Source organism: Oceanobacillus manasiensis, from assembly GCF_000724085.1.
GTDB classification, from domain to species: Bacteria; Bacillota; Bacilli; order Bacillales; family Amphibacillaceae; genus Oceanobacillus_B; species Oceanobacillus_B manasiensis.
The window spans coordinates 249,717-273,930 of record NZ_CCDL010000001.1 but is presented as its reverse complement, the minus strand read 5'-3'; the positions used below and the strand labels follow the sequence as shown (position 1 = coordinate 273,930).

Annotated in this window: 27 protein-coding genes and 2 other annotated features; of the genes, 15 read left to right on the top strand and 12 right to left on the bottom strand. The window is 39.4% G+C overall.

What is annotated here, in order from left to right:
• Positions 1-2: 2 nt before the first annotated feature.
• The 4 genes from BN985_RS01465 (at position 3) to BN985_RS01450 (ending at position 3,416) form a co-directional block, all read left to right on the top strand.
• Positions 3-1,112 (top strand): ABC transporter permease, encoded by a 1,110-nt coding sequence (locus BN985_RS01465; protein WP_042220666.1) that lies wholly within the window; start codon positions 3-5, stop codon positions 1,110-1,112.
• On the top strand, positions 1,109-2,392 hold the full coding sequence (locus BN985_RS01460) for an ABC-2 family transporter permease (protein ID WP_042220664.1): 1,284 nt from the start codon (positions 1,109-1,111) through the stop codon (positions 2,390-2,392). Before BN985_RS01465 ends, BN985_RS01460 begins: the two co-directional genes overlap by 4 nt.
• A 236-nt stretch (positions 2,393-2,628) precedes the next feature.
• Positions 2,629-2,964, top strand: a complete 336-nt coding sequence (locus BN985_RS01455) for a hypothetical protein (protein WP_042220663.1) — start codon at positions 2,629-2,631, stop codon at positions 2,962-2,964.
• Between the two features lie 11 nt (positions 2,965-2,975).
• Positions 2,976-3,416, top strand: a complete 441-nt coding sequence (locus tag BN985_RS01450) for a hypothetical protein (RefSeq protein ID WP_042220662.1) — start codon at positions 2,976-2,978, stop codon at positions 3,414-3,416.
• Positions 3,417-3,479: 63 nt separating this feature from the next.
• Here the strand turns inward: BN985_RS01450 and BN985_RS01445 are convergent, their stop codons facing one another.
• The 5 genes from BN985_RS01445 to BN985_RS01425 all read right to left on the bottom strand — a co-directional run bounded on the left by BN985_RS01445 (position 3,480) and on the right by BN985_RS01425 (position 7,896).
• Positions 3,480-4,556, bottom strand: a complete 1,077-nt coding sequence (locus BN985_RS01445; RefSeq protein WP_042220661.1) for an NAD(P)H-dependent flavin oxidoreductase — start codon at positions 4,554-4,556, stop codon at positions 3,480-3,482.
• A 153-nt stretch (positions 4,557-4,709) separates the two neighbouring features.
• Positions 4,710-5,186, bottom strand: coding sequence for a DUF2975 domain-containing protein (locus BN985_RS01440; protein WP_042220660.1), 477 nt, complete (start codon positions 5,184-5,186; stop codon positions 4,710-4,712).
• Positions 5,187-5,345: 159 nt separating this feature from the next.
• Complete coding sequence (locus BN985_RS01435; protein ID WP_042222825.1) at positions 5,346-6,146, bottom strand: ATP-binding cassette domain-containing protein; 801 nt, start codon at positions 6,144-6,146, stop codon at positions 5,346-5,348.
• Complete coding sequence (gene ssuC / locus BN985_RS01430; RefSeq protein WP_232225565.1) at positions 6,146-6,856, bottom strand: aliphatic sulfonate ABC transporter permease SsuC; 711 nt, start codon at positions 6,854-6,856, stop codon at positions 6,146-6,148. The genes BN985_RS01435 and ssuC overlap by 1 nt, the downstream gene beginning before the upstream one ends.
• An 80-nt stretch (positions 6,857-6,936) precedes the next feature.
• Positions 6,937-7,896, bottom strand: coding sequence for a sulfonate ABC transporter substrate-binding protein (locus tag BN985_RS01425; protein ID WP_042220658.1), 960 nt, complete (start codon positions 7,894-7,896; stop codon positions 6,937-6,939).
• 237 nt (positions 7,897-8,133) lie between these two features.
• Here BN985_RS01425 and BN985_RS01420 point away from each other — a divergent pair, with 237 nt between their 5' ends.
• Both BN985_RS01420 and BN985_RS01415 read left to right on the top strand, forming a co-directional pair.
• A complete protein-coding gene (locus BN985_RS01420; protein ID WP_232225514.1) occupies positions 8,134-8,628 on the top strand; it encodes a DUF3231 family protein in 495 nt (164 codons plus the stop codon).
• Positions 8,629-8,655: 27 nt separating this feature from the next.
• Positions 8,656-9,897: an MFS transporter gene (locus BN985_RS01415; RefSeq protein ID WP_042220656.1), complete on the top strand. Its 1,242-nt coding sequence runs from the start codon at positions 8,656-8,658 to the stop codon at positions 9,895-9,897.
• Positions 9,898-9,942: 45 nt separating this feature from the next.
• Here BN985_RS01415 and BN985_RS01410 read toward each other — a convergent pair whose 3' ends face one another.
• A complete protein-coding gene (locus BN985_RS01410) occupies positions 9,943-10,554 on the bottom strand; it encodes a YitT family protein (RefSeq protein WP_042220654.1) in 612 nt (203 codons plus the stop codon).
• 258 nt (positions 10,555-10,812) lie between these two features.
• Between BN985_RS01410 and BN985_RS01405 the strand changes: the two genes are divergently transcribed.
• A complete protein-coding gene (locus tag BN985_RS01405; RefSeq protein ID WP_042220653.1) occupies positions 10,813-11,373 on the top strand; it encodes a GNAT family N-acetyltransferase in 561 nt (186 codons plus the stop codon).
• A 27-nt stretch (positions 11,374-11,400) separates the two neighbouring features.
• Positions 11,401-12,036 (top strand): HAD family hydrolase, encoded by a 636-nt coding sequence (locus BN985_RS01400; protein ID WP_042220652.1) that lies wholly within the window; start codon positions 11,401-11,403, stop codon positions 12,034-12,036.
• Between the two features lie 218 nt (positions 12,037-12,254).
• Here BN985_RS01400 and BN985_RS01395 read toward each other — a convergent pair whose 3' ends face one another.
• The 3 genes from BN985_RS01395 to BN985_RS01385 form a co-directional block, all read right to left on the bottom strand.
• Positions 12,255-12,551, bottom strand: a complete 297-nt coding sequence (locus BN985_RS01395) for an MGMT family protein (protein ID WP_042220651.1) — start codon at positions 12,549-12,551, stop codon at positions 12,255-12,257.
• A 1-nt stretch (position 12,552) separates the two neighbouring features.
• Positions 12,553-12,909 (bottom strand): DUF488 domain-containing protein, encoded by a 357-nt coding sequence (locus BN985_RS01390; RefSeq protein WP_042220650.1) that lies wholly within the window; start codon positions 12,907-12,909, stop codon positions 12,553-12,555.
• An 85-nt stretch (positions 12,910-12,994) separates the two neighbouring features.
• Complete coding sequence (locus BN985_RS01385) at positions 12,995-14,008, bottom strand: AraC family transcriptional regulator (protein ID WP_042220649.1); 1,014 nt, start codon at positions 14,006-14,008, stop codon at positions 12,995-12,997.
• Between the two features lie 152 nt (positions 14,009-14,160).
• Here BN985_RS01385 and BN985_RS01380 point away from each other — a divergent pair, with 152 nt between their 5' ends.
• On the top strand, positions 14,161-14,739 hold the full coding sequence (locus BN985_RS01380) for an NAD(P)H-dependent oxidoreductase (RefSeq protein WP_042220647.1): 579 nt from the start codon (positions 14,161-14,163) through the stop codon (positions 14,737-14,739).
• Between the two features lie 103 nt (positions 14,740-14,842).
• On the top strand, positions 14,843-15,691 hold the full coding sequence (locus tag BN985_RS01375) for a DUF72 domain-containing protein (protein ID WP_042220645.1): 849 nt from the start codon (positions 14,843-14,845) through the stop codon (positions 15,689-15,691).
• 1 nt (position 15,692) lies between these two features.
• On the opposite strand, the gene BN985_RS01370 is transcribed toward BN985_RS01375, so the two are convergent.
• On the bottom strand, positions 15,693-16,433 hold the full coding sequence (locus BN985_RS01370; protein ID WP_052360579.1) for a tryptophan-rich sensory protein: 741 nt from the start codon (positions 16,431-16,433) through the stop codon (positions 15,693-15,695).
• Between the two features lie 149 nt (positions 16,434-16,582).
• Positions 16,583-16,807: a binding site (T-box leader), on the top strand.
• Between the two features lie 35 nt (positions 16,808-16,842).
• Positions 16,843-17,058 (top strand) — a binding site (T-box leader).
• 48 nt (positions 17,059-17,106) lie between these two features.
• Between BN985_RS01370 and thrS the strand changes: the two genes are divergently transcribed.
• Complete coding sequence (gene thrS, locus BN985_RS01365) at positions 17,107-19,026, top strand: threonine--tRNA ligase (RefSeq protein ID WP_042220643.1); 1,920 nt, start codon at positions 17,107-17,109, stop codon at positions 19,024-19,026.
• Between the two features lie 96 nt (positions 19,027-19,122).
• Here the strand turns inward: thrS and BN985_RS01360 are convergent, their stop codons facing one another.
• Positions 19,123-19,593, bottom strand: coding sequence for an SRPBCC family protein (locus tag BN985_RS01360; protein WP_042220642.1), 471 nt, complete (start codon positions 19,591-19,593; stop codon positions 19,123-19,125).
• A gap of 324 nt (positions 19,594-19,917) precedes the next feature.
• Here BN985_RS01360 and qoxA point away from each other — a divergent pair, with 324 nt between their 5' ends.
• The 4 genes from qoxA to qoxD all read left to right on the top strand — a co-directional run bounded on the left by qoxA (position 19,918) and on the right by qoxD (position 23,843).
• Positions 19,918-20,847 (top strand): cytochrome aa3 quinol oxidase subunit II, encoded by a 930-nt coding sequence (gene qoxA / locus BN985_RS01355; RefSeq protein ID WP_042220640.1) that lies wholly within the window; start codon positions 19,918-19,920, stop codon positions 20,845-20,847.
• A gap of 168 nt (positions 20,848-21,015) precedes the next feature.
• The gene (qoxB, locus tag BN985_RS01350) at positions 21,016-22,962 is read left to right on the top strand and encodes a cytochrome aa3 quinol oxidase subunit I (RefSeq protein WP_042220639.1); all 1,947 of its coding nucleotides are present in this window, start codon (positions 21,016-21,018) and stop codon (positions 22,960-22,962) included.
• Positions 22,962-23,558 (top strand): cytochrome aa3 quinol oxidase subunit III, encoded by a 597-nt coding sequence (gene qoxC / locus BN985_RS01345; RefSeq protein WP_042220638.1) that lies wholly within the window; start codon positions 22,962-22,964, stop codon positions 23,556-23,558. The genes qoxB and qoxC overlap by 1 nt, the downstream gene beginning before the upstream one ends.
• Positions 23,559-23,843: a cytochrome aa3 quinol oxidase subunit IV gene (gene qoxD / locus BN985_RS01340; protein ID WP_042220637.1), complete on the top strand. Its 285-nt coding sequence runs from the start codon at positions 23,559-23,561 to the stop codon at positions 23,841-23,843.
• A 50-nt stretch (positions 23,844-23,893) separates the two neighbouring features.
• Here the strand turns inward: qoxD and BN985_RS01335 are convergent, their stop codons facing one another.
• Entirely contained in the window at positions 23,894-24,139 is a 246-nt protein-coding gene (locus tag BN985_RS01335; RefSeq protein WP_042220636.1) for a hypothetical protein, read from the bottom strand.
• Between the last annotated feature and the right edge of the window lie 75 nt (positions 24,140-24,214).

Here is a 24,214-nt window from a genome sequence, read left to right as displayed (position 1 = left end):
TGATGAAGATCATACAATTCGAATGGAAAAAGCTATGGAAATCAAAGGCGTTTATCGCCATTCTTCTTATTACTATTGCACTTATTGCGGGCTTGTTTACACGTAATTACTTTTACCAAGATATTGTTAAAACACAGAAGATGGAAATGTTTCGAGAACATTCCTTGAATGTGATCTCCCAAGTAGATGCTGACCGAGACACATTGGAGGAAATTGGGGAAGGAGTAGACCCCATCTTAGAGGAAAATGTTGAGCTGGGTCTTTCCTTATATCGAAAGTTGCAAGAACTAAGAGCTGCTGTCGATGCCGGTGAGGACCTTTCTGCATTACAACTGGAGAATGAAGCCTATGAATTAGCAATGCAATATCTGTCAAAGGATAAACGCTATCCTTTGACAGAAATAGAAATGCAAGACGAAGTGAAACTAAATGAGGAGCTGTTACAAAAAGAGTTACCGAAAGAAGATCTTCAAGCTTCTATTCAACCGGCTGTATTTATGAAACAAGTGATGCAGTTATTGTTTAATACATTTGGATTTTTTATCCTAGTAGTTATTATAGGTACGCCCATTGTAAAAGAGTTTGATGATCATACCATTAAACTCACATATGGTTTACCTATTTCCTCCCATCGATTGGTGCTATCGAAATGGTTGAGTATGGTATTAAGCGGAGCAATCTGGTTTGGTCTCGTACTATTGGCTGCATATGCCGTTTCAACGGTTTTAGGTAAGGATTTAGCAAACCCATTTGAATATCCTTTGTATACAGAGCAGATGACATTTATAACTATGGGTGAGTATGTAACCCAATCCATTTTCTTCGGCCTTTTCTATTTGATTTTATTAATGAGCTTCTTTATTTTTCTTTCTTTTTTATTGAAAAGTACATTAGTCGTACACATCGTACTACTCATCCTGTTTGTTGTTAATTTCATTATGACAAGTAATGGCGTGATCCATCCTATTATACCGTGGAGCTATCAGGAATTAGGTCAAGCAGTCATACTATCGGAAACTGCTTCCTGGATAGGTGCTGTTTTAAGCCTTGTTTTAACTAGTATCTTACTCCTTTTCGCCATCCTAACAAGCAAAAGGAGGGAATATCGATGATGAAATTATTTTTGTTTGAGTGGAAAAAGATCTTGAAAAAGAAAACAACATGGGTACTGCTAATTTTGAGTTTAACAGCAACAATTGGAATTTATTTTTTTCATTTAAGCCTGGCCAATAACGTAGAACAGAAGGTCATTAACCATTATGATTTTCTCATAAATCTGTCTTTAGAAAGTGCGGAAGATTCAAGATTAGCGAAAGAAAAGGCGATCAAAGAAGAAGATGAAGATTTAATTGAACAAGCAACCATGGAGGAGGAGCATTATCGTACAAGTGTGGAGAAGTATCAGAGTGCAAAAAAATCATATGTGGATGAAGAATGGGAAGTGCTTTACCAAAGGGAGTTAGATAGCCTTGAAACTTACGCATACCCTTCCCAATATGAGAATGCCGTTTTTATAGCTGAAGGTGGTGGTGAGATCACGAATTTCACCCTTAGAGCAACCTTTGAAGAACGGAAGTATATGTTAGACCATAAAATTGACCCATTCATTCAAAATACGATATATGACATGTATTTGCGTACAGCTTATGAAGACTTTGATAGTAAAACACTGGAAATATGGGAAGAAATGACAGATCGCTACGGAAAACAAGGAATATATTATATCTATCAGTTAATCCAGTCACTCTATATTCCAATTATTATCTTACTGGGCTGCTTTATATTTGGTAACACTCTTTCTTCGGAGACAACGAAGAAAAATAATGGTATTCGATTCCATCAAGTGTTGCCATTAAATCAGACAAAGCTGTTCGTTGCAAAGTATCTAACCGGTTATTTGGGAATTCTACTTTTTTTCATGTTGATGATAGTGGCGCCTTTGATAGTAGGAACGCTCATGCATGGCTTTGGCTATTTAGATTATCCTGTGCTAATTTATGATGGATATACTACGGAGGATATGTGGAAGAATGCTATGGAAGATACGTTTCATTTTATCACATTACAAGAATACTTAAGCAAGACGGTGTGGTTCGCCTTAGCAATGAGTCTATTAATCTATTCGTTGTACTATCTGGTTTCTCAATTTAGTAAAGAACCGATTTTTAATACAATTATCATTGGTGTCATTTGTTTTGTAGGTATGCAATTTCAGCATCCGTATAATCCATTTAGCTATTTGGATATAGATAAGGTAATTTCACATGAGATTCAACTGGAAACCTGGAATACGGATATCACTTATATAACAGGAATAATGATTATGTTGGTAATTGGTTTTATCTTTACGGTCGGGAATTATATTCGTTTTAGGTCGAGGAGGACAAATTAGTTTGTGTAAGTACAAAAATCAGAACCCATGTGTGAAGGGTTCTGATTTTTATGTACTTGGTTATTTAACGGTTAAGGTAGAAAAAAAGTTTAGTCCTCAGAAGCTCACTCTTATCTCTAGTTGAAAGTTAATTACTAGGGAAGTTCTGAATAGCTTCACAACAAATGCTACAAATGAAACTTAACCGTTCGTGCACCGTAATATATCTATATTTAGAGAAGGTGGAGGCGAGGTTTATGACGTGGGAATTAAAAGGCACAAATGTTTTACATATCTATGCTCAAGACTCCTGGCATAAGGAAGCATATATCGTTGGAAATAAAGAAGGACTGCTTGAGCTTAGGAAGGCAATAGATCAAGCACTAAAATCGAAGGAGGCAATAGCTAATGTATTCCCAGCGGATGGAGAAGGTTATGAAGCAATGGTGCTGTTAGTGGATGATGACGAAGAGAAAAAACTATTAAATATAGAGCTTCCTTACACAGGGAAAGATATGAATTATGATGTTGTGTTTAACGATGAGGGGATGCTCCATCCACATTCATTGGTAAAAAATAAAAATGAAGAATAGGGGAAGCCAGTATGGAAAAAATCCATCTATTTAAATGGTTGCTAGAAGTAGATGTAGGTAGGACGAAAGAATACTATAAACAAGATCAGGAACTTTGCAATTGCGTAGATTGTAAAAACTATAGAGAAGCTTGTACACAGATGGATCCTCAGATTACGCAGTTTTTTAACGAGTTAGGTATTGATCCAACAAAACCAGATTTATTATCAGAGTTTGGTGAGGAGGAAGATGGATTACACCTTTATATGGGGCATTATTATCTGGCAGGAAGATTAGTAGAGGGAGAGTATTGTTTGGATTCTGATTGGACTTCTGAAAACACGGCTACTTTAGGAAATTTTACTTTTGGGTTTGCGGAAGGAGAACCAAGTGAAAAGGATTTTTTACCAATGCCTGGCCTTTGGCTAGAGTTTGAATCAAAAATCCCGTGGATCTTACGTGATCCTCAGTAAAGTTCCTCTACTATGTAGCAAGAACATAGTAGAGGGTATAATCATAGCCAATGTATAAAGCCTTTAAGTAGAAAATCCTAACCCTTTCGCTTCCGCAATGATCGATTCCATCAGCATACCGACGGTTTGTTTCTTTGCCATTGTGGCATTTTGACCGGCCCAAAGGGACATGAATTCCGGTTTACCCTGACTAGCACCAGCCTTTCGAATATCCTTTGTTAGGCTATTTTGTACAGGAAAAGCTGGTAATTGTTGTTCATTCGCTCTCATAGAGGAGATAAATTCGTTCTGTATTCCTCTTGCCCACTTTCCGGAAAAGGAGCGGGTTACAACAGTTTGGTCTTCTTTTGCGTTCAGAATGGCAGTTTTGTGTAGCTCATTTGCTCCACTTTCCAAACATGTCAAAAAAGCTGTACCCATTTGCACCCCTTGTGCTCCTAGGCAAAGAGATGCCATGAAGCCTCTACCGTCCATAATACCTCCAGCAGCAATGACTGGGATACTGACATTATCGACTACCTGGGGAATAAGTGACATTATGCCCATCATACTTTCATTATTCGACTTCAAAAAGTTGCCACGGTGACCGCCAGCCTCACTACCTTGCACAACAATGATATCCATTCCAGCCTTCTCTAAGGCAATAGCTTCTTTCACCGTAGTAGCTGTGCCCATAAGAAGTATATCGTGTTGTTTTAAGCGATCAATCACTTCCGTAGTAGGTACCCCAAAGGTGAAGGAGCAAATGGGTACATTCTCTTTTATCACTACATCAACTTGCTCCAAAAAAGTGTTATATAAATCATTAAAATCCGGTTTTTCAACAATCTTTTTCTCTGGTATTTGTAACGTAAGCCGAAACTGGTTAAGTTTCTCGTTAGCAGCCAATATTTCCTCTTCTGTTACATGAAATTCATTTGGTACAAATAGGTTTACTCCAAAAGGATTGGGAGTTAATTGTTGCACTTCCTGTATTTGTTTTCGGAGCTGGTTAGGTGACATATAACCTGCTCCAATCATTCCAAGGCCACCCCCATTTGCGACCTCTGTTACCAAACGAGTAGTGGTTACACCCCCGGCCATTGGTGCTTGAATAATCGGGTACTTCACATTAAAAATATCCGTGGCTTTTTGTAGCATGCTTTACCCCATCCTCTTCTATATTGGTTAGCTGAGAAGTGAAAGTCCTGCTGTTTCTTATCCTAAGATACTTCTTTCTTATGTGAGTTTCAATCATCATATACTAAAAAATCTAGATACTCTCCAAGGAATAACAATGGAGAAACTGTCCCCTCATACGGTTAATTCATTTTCTGTTTTGAGTTGTAAAGCTTTACTTAAAAGGCTCTGTAATAACGCAGCAAAGAAAGCTATGACTGCGGAACAGAAGATGATCACTAAACCGATAAGCAATATTCCGGGATTGGCAGCATTTAGGGATAGAAGGGAGATAAATCCTACCATGTACAAAACACCAATGACTAAAGCGCAATACATAATATTTTTTAAAGAAGATAAAGTCTTTGTGGAGAAAGCTTTATTGTAATCAATATAGCGTAAGAGCTTTAATGCTTGGTACAAGGCAAAGATGAACGGAAGGGTTGTAACAAGTAAGCCAATTAATAAAGGGTATTGTAAATAAGCAAACTCGGGATACATTTCAGCGAAAAAATTCGCCTGATATGGTAGCCAAAAAATACTTAGAGCGAGTACTATCATCCCAATAATGACTATAGCAGACTTCAAAAACAGCGTTGTTCCTTGTTTCATAACCTACACCTCATCCTGTTTGTTTTTCTACATCTTACTATAGTATTTATTGTTAATCAATAAATTTTTATCAATTATCATTCTTGAATTAACAAAAGAAAAAGGCCCCTTCGAGAGAGGTCCCGGTCTGAAGAGTACATCTTCTAAATTATAGGAACGTTAAACCTTCGTAGTATTAGGATAAGAACGGAGTAGCGTGATCTTTCTTTGCTGTGTGCGTCCCATTATTCTGTCTAAAATTTGATCCAGATACATAGAAAATGGTGTACTCGTACGCTGGCGAGGCCTTGGTAAATCAATAGACTGGTTCAGACTAATATAACCATTTTCAATGACGATAACGCGATCTGCAATAGCTACTGCCTCTTCCACATCATGCGTTACCAAAATGGCTGTAAATTTTTTCTGCTGCCAAAGGTCCTCAATAAGTGCCTGCATTTCTAATCGGGTCAATGCATCTAGTGCACCTAAAGGTTCGTCAAGCAGTAAAAGAGAAGGCTCATGTACTAACGCCCGCGCCAAGGCAACGCGCTGTTTTTGTCCGCCGGAAAGCTTGGCTGGCCAATCTGTCATTCTGTCCTCTAGGCCTACGAGCTGTAATGCCTTCTTAGCCCTATCTTTTCCTTCTTTTGTGAGGCCAAGCGACACATTATCGATTACTTTTTTCCAGGGAAGTAGACGGCCATCCTGAAACATCATCCGCGCTTCGCTATTTAGCTCTGCTAGCGGTCGTTGATCCATGGTCAATTGTCCCTTACTAGGCATTTCTAAACCTGCCAACAAACGTAGTAGGGTACTCTTTCCGCAGCCGCTCTTGCCAACGATTGCAACAAATTCCCCTTTTTTAATAGATAAATTAATATCCTTTAACACACTTCTTCCGGGGTAATTCTTTTCAACATGCTCTGTTTCAATATGAAATGTCGGTTCTTTTTCTCTCAATTTCTTGCCTCCTTTCATTACGTTCCATTCCAACGAAGCAATTTCCTTTCAAACAGCTTGGCAATGACATCCGATAATTTTCCGAATAAAGCATAGAGTACAATAGCTAGAACAATCACATCCATTTGCATAAATTCCCTTGCGTTCATCGCCATATAACCAATTCCGGAATGTGCGGAAATTGTTTCTGCTACAATAAGAGTTAACCACATAACGCCAAGGGAAAAGCGTACACCGACAAGGATGGAAGACATGGCTCCAGGCAGTATGACATGAAAGAACAATGCTTTTCCCTTTAAACCATAGGCCTTTCCCATTTCAATTAACCCTTTATCTACAGATTTAATACCATGGTAGGTGTTTATATATACTGGAAACATCACACCAAGCGCGACAAGGAAAATCTTGGAGGTCTCATCTATACCGAACCACAAAATAACCAGAGGGATTAAGGCTAAATGTGGAATGTTTCGTAGCATTTGAATGGAGGTATCAAAGAATAATTCGGCAAAACGAAAAATACCATTAAACAAGCCAAACGCAAATCCAATAATCCCGCCAATGAGAAAACCAATTAATGCCCTGCCAAGGCTAATAGAAACATGATTCATCAGCTCACCTGTGGCGGATAAGTCAATTGCCGCTTGAAATACTTGTGTGGGAGCTGGAAGGATGCGGGAGGGAATGATACCTAGTACGGAAAATAGCTGCCAGCCAACTAGTAGCATAATCGGAACTAGCCATGGTATGAGCTTCTCTGAGACTCCTTTAGTTGAAAATTTCACAATCCTGGCCCTCCTTTGTTTCATCAGTTATTCGCCAAAACATCTTTCACCTGGATTTTTTTCGGAATAATATCCAGTTCGTAAAAGGTGTCCGCAATTTCTTGTTGTTCTTTTAAGATCTCTTCATTTATTTCATCGACTCCATATGTTCGCCTCTTAATTGACTTCAGAATAGAATCCTCTTCAATGTTAAGAATGGGAGTTAATATCGTTGACAGTTCTTCCTGATTACTATTAGCCCAATCAGATGATTTTTGTATTTCTTCTAATAGAATGTCAATCATTTCTGGATGATTCTTTTCAAATGTTTCTGTTGCGATGAAAAAGTCGCGATCTGTGGTTAATCCTTCTCCATCTATTAGAAGCTTGCCGTTAGAATGTAGCTCTGTTGAGGCTGTAAAAGGATCCCATACTGCCATTGCATCAATGTTCCCTTGCTCAAAAGCAATTCTCGTATCACCTGGTGATAAAAAGGCAGGCGTTATATCGCCATACTGTAATCCTGCTTCTTCCAATGCTTTTACCACTAAATAATGGGAACTCGAGCCTTTCGCAAAGCCAACCTTTTTTCCTTTTAGATCGTTCGTACTTTGGATATCTGAATCATTTGGTACGAGAATTCCGCTTCCCTTAAATTTTGATTTGCCAGCAGCGACCATAACAAACGGGGCGTCTGCAGCTTGAGCAAATATGGGTGGGGAATTTCCGGTTCTACCGAAATCGATGCTCCCTGCATTTAACGCTTCGACTAATGCAGGACCTGCCTGGAATTGCTTCCACTCGACAGTATATCCTTTCTCTTTTAACCGTTCTTCCAAGGTGCCGAGTGATTTTAAAATAATGAGAGGTCCATTTTTCTGATAGCCAATTCGAATTATCTTGTCCCCCTCGGAGTCCACTTCAGTTGTTCCATTCTGACTACAGCCTACAAATAGGAACAAACAAATAGCACTTATAAACAACAACTTTATTTTCTTTTTCATTGATCGAACCTCATTTATCATAAATTTGCACAGCGCCCGTAGTGGAAGAAAATCAAGCAAATAGAGGATCTGCGCTTTTCTTATCTGGTTTTAGCCTATGTTTGAATGAAAAGTAGGTTCCTGTCCATTGTAAAATAATACGCAACATAATTTTTTATTCTGTGTGGGAAGCTACATAGAAGGAATGTATTCTATTGGAAGGATTTATCGACTAGATCCTTGGGAGGTATGATGAGTATGCATAGTAGCAGAAATGAAGAGGAGGCACTTCACGCAGGGGAGGTCTATAATCTTTGGTCCTATCTTTATAATGCAAAATGCTTTTGTGTCACCATGCAGGTTTTAATTAATCATACAGGGGACAACGATTTAAAGGTGTTATTGGAGGACGTACTGGAAAATGGTTTTACCCAGGAAGAGCAACAAGTAGAAACCTTGTTGAAGGAGACTGGAATTCGCCTGCCGCCCGCACCGCCGGATCGGCCAAATGTGGAAACACAGGATATTCCAGCTGGTGCACGCTTCAATGACCCGGAGATTGCTGGCCTTGTACAAAAGGAGCTTGTAACGGGTCGAATGACATCTAGTTATATCATCGGAATTAGTTTCCAAGAGAAGCTTCGTACCATGTTTGAAGAATTTAATACACAAAAGGAAGAATACGAGCTGAAGCTATTAAAACTAACGAAGGAAAAGGGCTGGATTGTGTATCCACCAATTAATACCAAATAAAGGATATTAGAGTGAAGGAGTAACGTGATGGTAAAGGCTGCAAACAAGGGCATGACAATACTTGCAATTGGTTCTATCCCCTTAATAATGACACTTGGTAATTCCATGTTGATCCCGATTTTTCCTGAAATGAAATCCTCATTAGATCTATCACAAATGCAGGTTAGTTTAACGATCACTGTGTTTTCTATTGCTGCTGCCATCTTTATCCCGATTGTAGGATATCTTTCTGATCGCTATTCAAGAAAGGCAATTATTCTTCCATCCCTGTTCTTATTCGGTTTGGGCGGGTTACTTGCAGGATTGGGCGCAGCCGTATTTTCGGATTCTTATACATGGATCATAATTGGAAGGATATTACAAGGTATTGGGGCGGCTGGGACAGCGCCAATTGCGATGGCATTGACTGGAGATTTGTTTAAGGGTGGTGAACAAAGTAGAGTCTTGGGGATTTTTGAAGCATCAAATGGACTCGGTAAGGTTTTATCCCCTATTTTTGGCTCCTTGATCGCCCTGGCTGTCTGGTATTTTGTCTTTTTTGCTTTTCCCATCATAAGCTTCCTATCTTTGATCCTCGTATGGCTGTTTATTAAAGAAAAGAGCTTCAAACAAGCGCCGCCACCGTTTAAAAAATATGTTAGAGGATTGGTAAGTGTCTTTAAACACGAGGGAAGGTGGCTCTTTACGACCTATCTTGCAGGGGGGATTTGCCTATTTACCCTATTTGGAATCTTATTCTTTCTTTCCGATGTGCTAGAGACGAAGTACTCAATAGATGGAGTCCTCAAAGGTCTTCTGCTAGCAATTCCTTTACTTGTCATGGTTATCACTTCTTATATAACGGGAAGTAAAATTGGAAAGAATCTAATGAGGATGAAACGATTAGCAGTACTTGGACTTGCACTCATGACGCTGTCTTATGGCCTTCTTGTCTTTTTCGAAAAGCTGGTTCCTTTTCTTATCGTGCTGGCCATTAGTAGTGTAGGATCTGGCCTCGTACTACCGTGTGTGAATAGTATTATCACGGGGGCTGTAGGGAAGGAACGTCGAGGCTTTGTTACGTCCTTATACGGTTCTGTTCGATTTCTTGGTGTGGCACTTGGCCCACCCGTGTTTACACGTTTAATGGATTGGTCTAGAACTGGTATGTTTCTATCGGTTGCAGCTCTTACGTTTATCGTAGCTTTGCTTGTTTTCTTTTTACTGCATGTAAAGGGAATGGATGGGAAAGATGAAAAGAAAACAGCAATTCGATATTCGTATTTTTAATCCGTGTGCCTGGCAATTTAGGGCGCAATACATAGCAGGTGTCCTTTATTTCCTTCTCCAGCTGATCGTATAACTTTGGTACAAATTTAGCTGACATATTAAGTTAACCATTCTTGTAGAAATCCATTGGCTTCCAAGCGCGAGAAGGATGATTTTCCAATCGATCACGGCTGCAGTAAATATAAAAATACAGCAATTAATCCAGAATAATGGTTGCCCTGGAGAGATACTCCTTTTATGGGAAACAATCAGGGCAATTACCCCAACACCTCCATTAGACACCCCTTGTCGCATTAACAGCCCTATCCCTGTACCAAGTAACAACGAGCCACAGAAAAAATCCAAGAATAGATTGCGATTCGCTATAATAAAAGTTTGTTCGAAAAACAGAATAGATACCGAAGTCATCGTTATTCCAACGACGGTCCAGACCGCAACCCTTTTTCCGAGGTACTTTACTGCAAGCAAGAGCATGGAGGCATTGACCAGCCATAAGGCGAGCCCTGTATTGAAATGGAACCAATAGGTTAACAATACTGCGATCCCTCCAGCCCCACCAGATGGTATGAAATGAGGAAACAAAAATAGCCCCATACCCATTCCTTGAAGAGCCCCTCCAGCTATGACGATTATGGTTTTTGCTAGTAGGTGTGTCATTAGATTCCCCCTATGGAGGCTCTAATGAACGCTTATTAGGACAACCCCCTTCATCATTCTATTCAAACCAGCATTTAATCATGTTTTAAAATCTCAGGGGATTAAGATGTTAAGAATATGAGTGGAAGGGTTTTATAATGGTGCCTTTCATTGCGGGATTAGTATATAATTAATATGTCAGAATATAGTGACCAGTGGGAAAATTATCTCGGTAGAGAGGATTTTCAGGTGGTGAACGTCAAAAGGAGCGAGTTTGTTATGGAGAAGATACTAAAGGATTTCCCTGTACTAGAGACAGAGCGTTTGATATTGAGAAGAATACATAAAACAGATGCAGCAAGTATGTTGAAATATTTATCTGATAAGGATGTAATGGAGCATTACGGATTATTGCCTTTTAAAACAGAAGAGGAGGCACTCGGCGAAATAGCCTGGTATGATTCTATATTTGCTGGAAAAACGGGAGTTAGATGGGGTATTACAATTAAAGGGGTGGATGAAGTAATTGGCAGCTTTGGTTTTCTAAACTATGTGGCACAACATTTTCGCTCCCAAATCGGCTATGAGTTAGACAAGCAATATTGGGGAAAAGGTATAGCAAGTGAGGCAATCGAAGCGATATTGAAATATGGGTTTGGTGAGATGGATTTACAACGCATTGAAGCATTAATCGAGCCGCCAAACGTTGCATCACTCAAGCTAGTAGAACGAAATGGTTTTATTAAGGAAGGCTTGCTACGAAGTTATGAGTTTAATGGAAAGAAGTTTGATGATCTATATATGTATTCTCTGCTGAGAAGTGATTATAAGAGGAAGTAAATAATTTTGGATAAGGGGTGGACCGCTATGAAAGCTATTTTATTTGATTTTGACGGAACACTAGCTAACACATTACCCGTTGCCTACTATGCTTTTCAACAGGTATTCCACATGTATGACGGGAAAGAACTGACGGATGAAGATGTAAGGAATATGTTTGGGCCTCCCGAGCCGGAAATAATTCGGGGTAACCTGCAACATACAGACAAGGAGAAAGCAGTTGACCGCTTTCTTGAAATTTATGAACAACATCATGAAGCATTAGTGAAGCCTGACCAGGAAATTACGGACATGATAAAGACGCTTAAAGAGCGCGGATATAAATTGGCAATCATCACAGGGAAGTCTAGAGCAAGCTTGGGTATTTCCCTCAAAGCATTAGAAATGAATGAAGGATGGTTTGACTCCATTGTTACGGGAGATGATGTAGGGAATGCAAAGCCACATCCTGAAGGTATTCTTAATACATTGCGAGATTTGAATATCGAGAAAAGCGAAGCAATGTTTATTGGCGATAGTAACGCTGACATCGAAGCGGGAAAGCGTGCAGACGTATTTACTATTGGCGTGCAATGGCTACCTGAATTCCAAACTAGTGAATTTACAGGGGAGCCTGATAGAATATATAAAAAGGTTTCAGATTTCACATGTTCGCTTGGCTAATCGCAATATTAGTTGGTGTATAAAAACGAGGAGGGGGATTTCTCCTTGGTTAGGGATGGAGAAATGTATTATGAGGAATCCATTAATTTTGCCGAGCAGTCCAAAAAAACAATAAAAGAGCTCGCGGAGCGATTATAGTTAGCTCGCTTATAAAATGTGCTGCACCAGAGACAATGCCAGTCGTGCACAGACTGGCATTTTAGTGTGCAAGCCCTAGTTTAACGATTCCAATTGTGCACTTTCATTAGCACCCTGCCCTTTTGGTCGAAGGTGACACCTTCCTGTTCAAGGAGATGTCGCTGGTTCGTAAACCCTGGAGCAAGCTCTCCAGATTTTTTTACAACTCGATGGCTGGGCAGATTTCGTTCTGGAGGTGTTTGCCTCATCGCCCAGCCGACAACTCTAGCATTATGTGGTTGTTCCAACATTCTAGCAATCTGTGAATAGGAAACCACACTACCTGTCGGGATTTGAGAAACGAGATCATATACTTGTTCAAAAAAGCCGTTTTTCATATTATTCACCTTCTAATAGTTCCTTGAGCACAATAGCGTGATTATATGTTTTATCTTTGGCTCCATATAATAGAACGAGCCTTTCATTCGTAGCCATTTTCTTTAGTTTTTCGAGCGTTTCCTGCTGCTCATTACCCTGTTCTAGTTCTTCTTTATATCGTTGTTTGAATTTCTCAAACTTATCAGGATCATGATTAAACCATTTTCTTAGTTCTGTACTTGGTGCGACGCCTTTTACCCAATCATCTAGGTTAGCATCTGCTTTCGAAATACCCCGGGGCCACACTCTGTCTACAAGAACCCGATTTCCTCCTAAAGGGCTTTCCTTATCATATATTCTTTGCATGACAATAGACATACTTATCCCTCCTAGTAAAAAAATTCCCTTGGATTGACAATAGTAAACTGTACCATGTAAGAACACCCATCGTTATAAATTTCTGTTAGTTTAGTATAGTTTTTTCCCGGTACTTACCTGGGGACACTCCGGTCCAGCTTTTAAACGCATTTTGAAAAGCACTTGGTTCTGAATAATGTAAGAGATAAGCGATGTCCCCAACTGAATGTTTTCCATCAGCAAGATAGCTTTCTGCCATTTCTTTCCGAACTTGAATGGAAAGCTTGCTAAATGATGTGTTTTCGTCCTTTAGATTTGCTTGCAGCGTTCGGGAGCTTAACCCTAGATGATTAGCCGTCTGATTAAGGGAAGGAAAAAATGACGGAATACATTCCTTTAACCATTTTACCACTTGATAGGAAAAGAGATTTGCCTGTGTGATCGTTTCACTACCCTCTTTTGCTAGCTTTTCAAACACCCTTAAAATCTCTGGATTCGCATATAGGACGGGAAAATCAAGAACTTTACTATCCATACATAGAGCTGTTTTTTCAGCTGCAAATGATGTCTCAATTCCAAAGGTTGAGACATAGGCCGCCACGTCGTCCCCTGGATTCTCATGGCTGAATTGTACAGAATGCAACGGGATCTTCCGATTACTAAGCTTGCAGGTGAGGTGATAGACAGAACTAGCCATATCCTCAATGCAATGTCGTGACATATGATCATATGGCTGTAAGTCCAGCTGGATTTCCAGCTTGTTGTCTTTTATCTCCCAATCAAGGTTAAATCCATTATATAAGATTACATTATACCGTTGATAGGCGCGGAGGGCATCACCAATTGTTTTCGAATGTAACATAACATAGCCAAGCACTCCTAGGTCCTCAAAATTTATTTGTTCTCCTTGATGTAATCCGAAAAAGGCATCCTCCGTGTAGACAGCTGCAGCACGCATTAACTTCACTAAATCCATTGCGCTAATTCGAGCATCTACATTACGAAGAAGCTTAGGATTCATGTCCACCATATCGAATAGCTGCTCCTCTTTTATACCATGTCTTTGAAGTGATTTTATAATTGGATACACCATGGAAATGGGAACTCCTGAAGCCGTCATACATACCACTCCTCTACTTTGCGCATATTACCATGTTTATTGCGGAATTCATCATTCCTTTATCTCAGCAACTATTTTATGATTTTTGTATTAACACTACTATAGCATGTAAATGGAGATTTTATATTTTGAAAAAAGGAGGAGGAAGTGTAATGAAAGAAAGAATTTTGATTATAAATGGTCATCCAGATCCGGAAAGTCTTTGTGCTAGTTTGTCCCAGGCATATAAAGAGGGGGCTTCTGACACAGCAGAAGTTCGCTATATTGATTTAAGTACAATAGAATTCACACCAAACTTAAAATATGGATATAGAAAGCGAACTGAATTAGAGGAAGATCTAATTAAGGCACAGAAATGGATTAAATGGGCGAACCATTTGGTGTTTGTGTATCCCACATGGTGGGGTTCTATGCCAGCTGTTTTAAAAGGATTTATTGATCGGGTATTTCTGCCAGGGTTTGCTTTTCGTTACCGAGAAAATTCTCCTCTTTGGGATAAACTACTGACTGGGAAAACAGCCCACCTTATTGTATCGATGGACACACCATCCTGGTATAACCGTTTTGTTTACCGGCGTGCAGGACATCAAGTAATGAAACGCAATGTATTGAAGTTTTGTGGTATTAAACAGGTACGTATAACCGAAATAACACCAGTTAAAAATGCTGCAGATTATAAGCGGGCTACTTGGTTGAAAAGAGTAGAAAAGCTAGGGCAAAAGCATGCGTAACTGTGTAGAAATTTAAATCCTTTGGCAAAGTTAGAGGGAGAGGGCTCCTCCCGCTTGTTTTTCCATGTTTGCATGCATTATCCTATCCTTAGGAGGGATGGCGATGATATACATAGGATTAACAGGCTGGGGAGATCACCATGCATTATATTCAGCCCAGACGAAACCGAAGGATAAACTTCCTGAATACAGCAGTCACTTTCCTGTTGTAGAGGTGGATAGTTCTTTCTATGCCATTCAACCAGAAAAAAATGTAGAAAAATGGGTGAAGGAAACACCGGAAAATTTTCGCTTTATTGTCAAGGCATACCAAGGGATGACAGGACATCAGCGTGGGGAGGAAAACCACTTCTCCTCGAAAACAGAGATGTTTCAAGCATTTACTGACTCCCTAAAGCCGTATTTACAGGCAAACAAATTAGCGATGGTACTTTTTCAATTTCCACCATGGTTTACCTGTAAGAAGGAAAATGTTGATTACTTGCGTTTTTGTAAAAAGCAAATGGGCGATATCCCCGTTGCATTAGAATTCCGAAACCAGACTTGGTTCGATGAAAGGTTTAGAGACCAAACCATTAAGTTTATGCGAGAGGAAGGTTGGATCCACTCCATTGTAGATGAACCCCAAGCAGGGGAAGGGTCAGTTCCCATTGTACCTGTTGCTACTGATGAGAAGGTGACCTTAATACGCATGCATGGCCGAAATCTGTATGGCTGGAATAAGCCAAAGGACGCAAATTGGCGAGAAGTTCGCTATCTATATAACTATAATGAGCAAGAACTATTAGAATGGAAAGAACGAATCCTTGAGTTAAATAATCATACAAAGGATATTGTCGTATTGTTTAATAATAATTCGGGTGGCGATGCTGCAGACAATGCGAAGACCTTCAAGAAAATATTAGGCATTGAATTTGAAGGCTTAGCGCCACGACAAATGGATTTATTTTAGTTTAACTAAAAATTCTATTCCTTCGTTTTCGTAGCGTCGAGAAAACACTATAAAGAATGATAATACTTACTATAGTAATACTGCTGATAAGTGTCCAATGCAAGGTGTTCTGTTGGACATTGATCAGAATTGCAATAAACGTCCAAATTAAGACGAGTGGGTAGAGCGTATCTCGTTGTAATAAAAGCAATGAAATCGCAACCAAACTAATTCCGATTATCGCAGCTAGTGTCCAGCCCACTTCCCCTAGCCCAATAAAGGAAAGCATCTCACTACGCTCCACATAGGTGAAGATATTTACAATACTTGCAAGTGATACCCACCCCGTGTAAATAGAAAAAGGCGCGTAGTCCCAAGTATTGCTTGCAGGATGTTGATGTACCTTTCGATAGATCCACACAAGGGAAAACAATAACAATAGAATAACGATTGTCGATCCCAGGATCATTTGCTGTGTAAAGGTAACAATCCATATACTGTTCAATACAAAATTAAGGGGAAGGATATACTTTAGCTCTTTATACAGATTTGCTTTTGGCTCAAATGTAAAAAAGCCTTTTATAATCCAAACGAACAAGAGTAAATAGATAAGCCCCCATATAGAAAAGGCATAACCAGCAGGCTGGATGAGCGCTGGATCCTGATTGGCAACCTGGCCGACCTGTGAGCCGACAGAATAGTTTATAAAAATCATGCCAGCAAAAAATAGTAGATAAACAATGGATATTTTCCATGGACGCAATATAATCCCCTCCTGGATCGGTTTCTTTTTTTACTTTTTCCCTATTTAACTAGTAAATAAAACAAGAACAGTGAATGGTAAGTTTGAATTTTCTTGAAAAGGTATTGCCTTTTTTTCATATTTGTAATAGCATATATAAAAATTAGTTATGCAAAGTGTAGATGAGGAAATGCATTAATTTTACCGGTTATCAGAGAGGGAAGGCATGCTGGGAACTTCCTAACGCAGAAAATTAATGTACCACCTCGGAGCTGTACTGGGGAAATCAAAGTAACCAATACCGTAATTGCTGCGTTAAAGCAACCAAAGTCAATGAATGTATTTGTTCATTGTAAAATTGGGTGGAACCACGAATATACACATTCGTCCCTTGTACAGGGATGGATGTGTTTTTTGTTTTACAAGAAGAGTTTAAGCTAGGAAGAGGACATGTATTATTTTTACAGCTGACAGAGAGGGGAGGAGTGCTGAGAACTCCCTAGTGATGGGAAATAATTCACCACCTTGGAGCTGTATTGGGGAAATGAGTAACCAATACCGTAATTGCTGCGTTAAAGCAACCAAAGCCAATGATTTTGTCATTGGGAAGTTGGGTGGAACCACGGGTAGCGCACTCGTCCCTTTATTGGGATGAGTGCGTTTTTTATATTTTTATTTAAAAGGAGGATGTTTTATGGAGCAGATAAGTGTTCAATTTCCGGATGGGCAAGTGAAAGATTATGCAAAAGGAATCACAATTCAGGAGGTTGCCTCATCCATTAGTTCAAGTTTGGCAAAGAAAGCGATAGTAGGGAAGGTTGATGGGCAGCTTGTGGATATGACGCAGCCTCTCGTTAAAGGTGGGCCGTTATCTATTTTAACTCTAGAGGACGAGGAGGCATTAAATGTATTGCGTCACAGTGCGGCGCATATCTTGGCACAAGCGTTAAAACGATGCTTTGATGAGGTGAAGTTAGGGGTTGGGCCAGTCATTGAAGATGGCTTTTATTACGATGTGAAGCTGAACCAGACTTTGTCAAAGGATGACCTTAATACCGTTGAGAAAGAAATGAAGCGCATTATAAATGAAAATTTGTCAATAAATCGAAGGGTGGTATCATCTCGTGAGGCAAGAGAGTTGTTTGAAGAGAGAGGAGAATCCTTTAAACTCGAAATTCTCGAAGGATTAGGAGAGAACGAAGAAATTTCCATTTATCAACAAGGGGAATTTGTCGACTTATGCCGGGGGCCTCATTTGCCAAGAACTGGTATGATCAATGCTTTTAAACTTACACATGTATCAGGCGCATACTGGAAAGGTGACCAGGACAAAGATGTAATGCAACGCGTGTATGGCATAGCTTTTGATAAAAAGAAAGCGTTAGAGGAATACCTGCAATTACGAGAGGAAGCAGAAAAGCGCGATCACCGGAAGTTAGGGAAGCAATTAGAACTCTTCATGTTTTCTGAGGAAGCCCCTGGGATGCCATTTTATTTGCCAAAAGGTCAAATTATCCGAAATGAATTAGAAGCCTTTTCAAGAGAGCTGCAAACAAGAGCTGGTTACGAGGAGGTTCGCACACCATATATGATGAATCAGCGTTTATGGGAACAATCCGGGCATTGGGATCATTATAAAGAAAATATGTATTTCTCTGAAGTTGATAATACAAAGTTTGCGATGAAACCGATGAACTGTCCTGGTCATATGCTGATTTTTAAGAATGCCTTGTATTCCTATCGTGATCTACCAGTTCGAATGGCGGAATTTGGCCAGGTTCATAGGCATGAGTATAGTGGTGCTTTAAACGGGATGCTACGGGTACGTTCCTTCTGCCAAGATGATGCCCATCTGTTTGTTCGAGAAGATCAAATTGAAGAAGAAGTAAAGTCAGCTATACAGTTAGTGGACAAAATGTACGCTACATTCGGGTTTACTTATAGTATTGAACTTTCCACACGTCCGCATAAATCACTTGGTTCAGATGAATTATGGCTTCATGCAGAGAAGTCTTTAGAAAATGTTCTGACACAAATAGGCGTTGATTACCATGTGAATGAGGGAGATGGAGCGTTCTATGGCCCTAAAATTGATTTTCATATTAAGGATGCTTTAAAGCGAAGCCATCAGTGTGCAACGATTCAACTGGACTTCCAAATGCCAGAGAAATTTGATCTGACATATGTAAATGAAAAGGGTGAAAAGGATAGACCTGTAGTGATTCATCGTGCCATATATGGATCAATTGACCGTTTCTTTGGCATTCTTATTGAGCATTTTGCAGGGGCATTCCCTGTCTGGCTTTCTCCAGTACAAGTACAATTACTTCCGGTTGCCGAGGTACACGTAGATTATAGTTTGAAGCTCCAAAGCGAATTGCAACAACTTGGAATGAGGGTTCAATTAGATGAACGGAATGAGAAGCTAGGATACAGGATAAGGGAAGCTCAAATGAACAAGGTTCCTTATACACTGGTAATCGGTGATAATGAAGCTGACAGTGGAAACATAACGGTTCGTAAATATGGCGTAAAGGATACAGAGACTGTCGCATTTTCGGATTTCAAAAAGTTATTGATGGAACAAGTTCAACAAAAACAATTACTGTATTAGAAGATTAAGATTGGGAAAAGGGGAAAAGAAGCCAGCTTTACGGTTGGCTTCTTATTTGCTTATAAAGGCTGACATAATGAACAAGAAGGGACGTGCTTATGCACCATACTCCTGTTCTTCTTCAACATAGTCTTTCAGTTTTTCAAATTGCTCTTGAAAGGCAAATTTTGCTAGCCACCCGGTCATTTTAGTTAAGATTAAATAATAAAGGTTACTAGGAATCATGCTAGATTCTAAGGTTAATCTCGTACTCTTATTTTCCTGGTTTAATTTATATCGCGTAATACTTGTTCCTTCTTTTGAATAGGAGTTCATAACGATAAGGTGTGGTGCAGCAAACTCAATTAATTCTGAATCAATGGTAAAGACTTTTTTCCCTACTAGTTGAACCGTTTGAAACTTTGTTCCAGGAAGAGCCGCTTCTTTGGCTTCCCTTGAAGGATAAATGTTCTCAATCAGTAGTTCATTCCATTGCTTGATTTTTTCATCATCATTTATACAGTCAAATACCAACTCAATTGGTGCTTCAATCACATCTTCAATAGTAAATACTTTCTGCTCCTTCATCGTTTGCCCTCAAACTTTCTCTTTTTAATTCTATTATATATTTAAAATGGGTTTAGGCAATATTTAGTTAAGTTGCTAATCGACCAAAAGGCGGAATCCATTATTGACCAGCTAACCCAATTTTTAAAAAAGTATTGTGAAACTAATTTTGATAAATGTTCACTTTTTGTACGAATTTCCTTGAACATTTTATGACAGAAAATACTTTCTAATTGTATTTCTACCGATCTGGTATTAAGATGATAATAGCTTTGTGAAGTATGTAACAATAATAGTTTTTTTAGGTTAGAAAATATAGCTAATTTATAAGGAAGGAGTATCTCTATGAAAATAAAATGGATGATACTAGCAGCTATCCTCACTGTACTTACTGTATTAACAGGCTGTGAGCCATTAGCTGTATTGGATCCAAAGGGACCACAAGCTCAGACGCAAGCGGATGTTATCCTACTTTCAATTGCAATTATGTCGTTTATCGTCATTGCAGTCTTTGCCATCTTAATTTACATGCTGGTTAAATACCGAGCATCTAAGCAGCCAGAGGATTATAAACCACCCCATATTGAGGGGAATTTTTGGGTTGAAGCAATTTGTGTAGGAATTCCTGTGCTGATTGTAGCCTATCTTTCTTTCGTATCAGTCGAAAGTAACTACAAGGTTGAAGCAACGCCAGAAGGGTATGATGAAGAACCATTAGTTGTTTACGCATCTTCTTCTGATTGGAAATGGCATTTCAGCTATCCAGAAGAAAATATTGAGACGTTGAATTACCTATACGTTCCTACAGATCGCCCGCTTGAATTCAGATTGTATTCATACGGACCGATAAGTGCTTTCTGGATACCACAATTGGGTGGACAGAAATACGCGATGGCCGATATGGTAACGACACTCCATTTAGCAGCAGATGTTCCTGGTGAATATTCTGGTAGAAATGCTAACTTTAGTGGGGAAGGATTTGCAGAGCAAACCTTTAATGTAAATGCCGTATCACCAGATGAGTTTGATGAATGGGTGGAGGAAGTCCAAACGACTGCAGACCCGATAACAGAAGATGAATTTGAAGAACTTCTGGAGCCAGGTCATCTAGGTCAACAAACTTTCACGGGTACACACCTTGAGTTCATGCCAGCACCTGAAGGGGAACATGGTGGTCATAATCATGGAGGAGAATCAGAAGAAAGCCATGAGGAGCACTCTGACCAATCAGATGATGAACATAGTGACCATTCCGAGCATGACCATGATCACTAATTTATAAAAATGTCCTAGACTTCAACAATAAGGTCGGCGTGTTTCAGCGTAAGTGCTGCCATGCCGGCCTGTGCATGTGAAGTTTTGAGAGACGGGACGGTTGAAAAATCGAACAGTCCTTTTTAAATGAAGTTTTACTTTATAGAAGGTTTGAAAGGAGTAAAAATTATGGAGTTCTTTGAACGTTTTGCGATACCTCATCCAAGTCCGATTATATATGCCTCCATGGTTGCGATTGGGATTACCCTACTTGCAATTATCGCTGGTTTAACGTTCTTTAAAAAATGGGGTTATCTTTGGCGCGAATGGCTAACAACAGTTGACCATAAGCGAATTGGTATCATGTATTTAATTTCTGCGCTCCTTATGCTTTTCCGTGGTGGGGTTGACGCACTGATGATGCGCGCTCAGTTAGCCACTCCGGAAGCTCAGTTGCTTGATTCGCAACATTATAATGAGATATTTACAACACACGGTGTTGTTATGATTATATTTATGGCAATGGCCTTTATTATTGCCTTGATGAACTTTGTTGTACCACTTCAGATTGGTGCACGTGACGTAGCATTCCCAAGACTAAACGCACTAAGCTTTTGGCTTTATTTTATGGGTGCTATGTTATTTAACTTATCCTTTGTTATTGGTGGTTCACCGAGCTCTGGTTGGACATCATATTTTCCGTTGGCAGGTAATGAGTTTAGCCCGTCAGTCGGAACCAATTATTATATGATTGCCATTCAGATAGCCGGGATAGGTACCTTAATAACGGGTATTAACTTTATTGTAACGATCCTTAAAATGCGTGCACCAGGCATGAAGCTTATGAAGATGCCGATGTTTACCTGGTCTGCACTTATAACCAACTTAATTATTACGTTTGCATTCCCTGTTCTAACTGTTGCACTTGCAATGGGAACAATGGACCGTTTATTCGGCACACAATTTTTCACAACAGGTAATGGTGGAATGGATATGCTATGGGCCAACCTATTCTGGGTTTGGGGCCATCCGGAGGTTTATATTTTAGTGCTTCCAGCATTCGGTATTTATAGTGAAATCATTTCTACCTTTGCAAAGCGTAATTTATATGGGTACAAATCGATGGTTGCTTCTATGGTCATCATCTCGCTTCTTTCATTCGTAGTATGGGTCCATCACTTCTTTACGATGGGGCAGGGAGCAATGGTTAACAGTATTTTCTCTATTACTACAATGGCGATTGCTGTTCCAACCGGTATTAAAATCTTTAACTGGTTATTCACCTTATATAAAGGGAGTATCCGATTTACCGTGCCGATGATGTATTCATTAGGGTTCTTGCCTATTTTCACAATCGGTGGGGTAACAGGTGTTATGCTTGGTATGTCTGCAGCGGACTACCAATATCACAACACGATGTTCCTTGTAGCGCATTTCCACTTAGTTATTATTCCTGGTGTGGTATTTGCGATGTTAGCTGGTCTAACCTACTGGTGGCCAAAAATGTTTGGCTTCATGCTAAACGAACGAATTGGTAAGTGGGCATTTTGGTTTATTTCAGTCGGTACATGTGTAGCGTTCTTCCCAATGTTTATTTCCGGGTTAGATGGGCAAGCACGTCGTATGTATACCTACTCTGAATCAACAGGATTTGGGTTCTGGAATATGCTTTCGTTTGTCGGTGCAGTAGCATTAGCCATTGGGTTTATCATAATTGTTTACAATATCTACTACAGTACGCGTTATGCATCAAGAGATATTGGAAGCGATCCTTGGGATGCACGTTCACTGGAATGGGCAACACATACACCAGTACCAGAGTATAACTTTGCAACCATTCCTGAAGTAGACTCAAGTGAAGCGTTCTGGGATTCCAAATACAATGGTCATAAGCTATTTAAAGGAAAACTAAAAGAAATTCACATGCCGAATAATAGTGGCGTGCCGTTTATAATGAGTGCATTGTTCTTTGTACTCGGGTTCTCCTTTATATTTAGCATATGGATTGGTGTAATTGTTTCCTTATTAGGTATTTGTGCATGCTTAATGCATCGTTCATTTGAGAAGGATCATGGGCGTCATATATCACTAGAGGAAGTTGAAAAAACAGAATCTGAATTGCGAGGTGGAAAATAATGAAATTGGATCACTCGCAGCCGTTGGAGTATAGCTCTGAACAGGGCCGTTTGAATATATTAGGTTTTTGGATCTTTATTGGAGCAGAGGTCATGCTCTTTGGAACATTATTTGCTTCCTACTTTACGTTAGAAGGTCGTCATGGAAGTGGACCTAGTGGGGCAGAAATCTTTGAAATAGCTCCAGTGTTATTTGAAACAATTTTGCTGCTTACAAGTAGTTTTACCGTTGGTTTAGCTATCCATGCAATGAGACTTAACAACAAGAAGGCGATGATGACTTTCTTCATCATCACCCTTGTGCTCGGTTTAGCTTTCCTTAGTGTGGAGATATATGAGTTTACTCATTACATCCATGAAGGAGCTGGCTTAACAGTAAGTGCCTTCTCATCTGCTTTGTTAACAACATTAGGCACACACGGATTGCACGTTACCTTAGGTCTGTTCTGGGGAATATTTATCCTAATACAGGTTGCAAAACGTGGTTTCACACCAGAAACTGCTAATAAATCTTTTATATTCTCTCTTTACTGGCACTTTCTAGATGTTGTCTGGATCTTTATTTTCAGTTTCATCTATCTGAAAGGAATGATGTAAATGAAGGAATTGTTTCCACTAAAACAAGTAATGGGATTTGTTTTCTCTCTTGTCTTAACAGCTGTTGCTTTATCAGTAGTAATGTTTGATATGTCATTCGCAATGGGTATGACCATCTTACTCATCACAGCGTTTGTTCAAGCAATGTTGCAGTTAATGGTATTCATGCATGCTAGAGAAACAGAGGACAGTGGTTTGATTTTAGCTAACGTTTATTACGGTGTTTTCATTGCAGTAGTGACAGTCTTTGGTTCATTACTGGCATTGATTTGGGGATATATGTAAGGATGAAAAAAGGAGTGCTATTAGCACTCCTTTTTTATTAGGAATAATCTTTAATTTGTATTTTCATTTTTAGATTTTAATTTTCCATAACGTTCTTTTATTTTTTCTTCTGTCCCAACAAAAAACACACCCATTAGGAAGAGGAAAACTGCACCCATTACGGTGCCAATGCCAATTCCTGTCCAGAGGCTCCTGTCACTAATGAAAAAGCCATACAAGAATATTAATACTCCTATTGCCAAGACAACAGCGCCTGTATATTTGACTGCTCGTATAATTCTAATTCGTTGTTTCATGTTACCATCCTTCCCTGTTACATTCTTTCTAAGGTGTAATAGTCTGCTATTTATATAAAAATTCTCTATAAGCCT

Bases quoted from the DNA above. Each gene is read 5' to 3' on its own strand.
- BN985_RS01465 (WP_042220666.1), top strand. From the start codon at position 3: ATGAAGATCATACAATTCGAATGGAAAAAGCTATGGAAATCAAAGGCG.
- BN985_RS01460 (WP_042220664.1), top strand. From the start codon at position 1,109: ATGATGAAATTATTTTTGTTTGAGTGGAAAAAGATCTTGAAAAAGAAA.
- BN985_RS01455 (WP_042220663.1), top strand. From the start codon at position 2,629: ATGACGTGGGAATTAAAAGGCACAAATGTTTTACATATCTATGCTCAA.
- BN985_RS01450 (WP_042220662.1), top strand. From the start codon at position 2,976: ATGGAAAAAATCCATCTATTTAAATGGTTGCTAGAAGTAGATGTAGGT.
- BN985_RS01445 (WP_042220661.1), bottom strand. From the start codon at position 4,556: ATGCTACAAAAAGCCACGGATATTTTTAATGTGAAGTACCCGATTATT.
- BN985_RS01440 (WP_042220660.1), bottom strand. From the start codon at position 5,186: ATGAAACAAGGAACAACGCTGTTTTTGAAGTCTGCTATAGTCATTATT.
- BN985_RS01435 (WP_042222825.1), bottom strand. From the start codon at position 6,146: ATGAAAGGAGGCAAGAAATTGAGAGAAAAAGAACCGACATTTCATATT.
- ssuC (WP_232225565.1), bottom strand. From the start codon at position 6,856: ATGCTACTAGTTGGCTGGCAGCTATTTTCCGTACTAGGTATCATTCCC.
- BN985_RS01425 (WP_042220658.1), bottom strand. From the start codon at position 7,896: ATGAAAAAGAAAATAAAGTTGTTGTTTATAAGTGCTATTTGTTTGTTC.
- BN985_RS01420 (WP_232225514.1), top strand. From the start codon at position 8,134: ATGCATAGTAGCAGAAATGAAGAGGAGGCACTTCACGCAGGGGAGGTC.
- BN985_RS01415 (WP_042220656.1), top strand. From the start codon at position 8,656: ATGGTAAAGGCTGCAAACAAGGGCATGACAATACTTGCAATTGGTTCT.
- BN985_RS01410 (WP_042220654.1), bottom strand. From the start codon at position 10,554: ATGACACACCTACTAGCAAAAACCATAATCGTCATAGCTGGAGGGGCT.
- BN985_RS01405 (WP_042220653.1), top strand. From the start codon at position 10,813: ATGGAGAAGATACTAAAGGATTTCCCTGTACTAGAGACAGAGCGTTTG.
- BN985_RS01400 (WP_042220652.1), top strand. From the start codon at position 11,401: ATGAAAGCTATTTTATTTGATTTTGACGGAACACTAGCTAACACATTA.
- BN985_RS01395 (WP_042220651.1), bottom strand. From the start codon at position 12,551: ATGAAAAACGGCTTTTTTGAACAAGTATATGATCTCGTTTCTCAAATC.
- BN985_RS01390 (WP_042220650.1), bottom strand. From the start codon at position 12,909: ATGTCTATTGTCATGCAAAGAATATATGATAAGGAAAGCCCTTTAGGA.
- BN985_RS01385 (WP_042220649.1), bottom strand. From the start codon at position 14,008: ATGACGGCTTCAGGAGTTCCCATTTCCATGGTGTATCCAATTATAAAA.
- BN985_RS01380 (WP_042220647.1), top strand. From the start codon at position 14,161: ATGAAAGAAAGAATTTTGATTATAAATGGTCATCCAGATCCGGAAAGT.
- BN985_RS01375 (WP_042220645.1), top strand. From the start codon at position 14,843: ATGATATACATAGGATTAACAGGCTGGGGAGATCACCATGCATTATAT.
- thrS (WP_042220643.1), top strand. From the start codon at position 17,107: ATGGAGCAGATAAGTGTTCAATTTCCGGATGGGCAAGTGAAAGATTAT.
- BN985_RS01360 (WP_042220642.1), bottom strand. From the start codon at position 19,593: ATGAAGGAGCAGAAAGTATTTACTATTGAAGATGTGATTGAAGCACCA.
- qoxA (WP_042220640.1), top strand. From the start codon at position 19,918: ATGAAAATAAAATGGATGATACTAGCAGCTATCCTCACTGTACTTACT.
- qoxB (WP_042220639.1), top strand. From the start codon at position 21,016: ATGGAGTTCTTTGAACGTTTTGCGATACCTCATCCAAGTCCGATTATA.
- qoxC (WP_042220638.1), top strand. From the start codon at position 22,962: ATGAAATTGGATCACTCGCAGCCGTTGGAGTATAGCTCTGAACAGGGC.
- qoxD (WP_042220637.1), top strand. From the start codon at position 23,559: ATGAAGGAATTGTTTCCACTAAAACAAGTAATGGGATTTGTTTTCTCT.
- BN985_RS01335 (WP_042220636.1), bottom strand. From the start codon at position 24,139: ATGAAACAACGAATTAGAATTATACGAGCAGTCAAATATACAGGCGCT.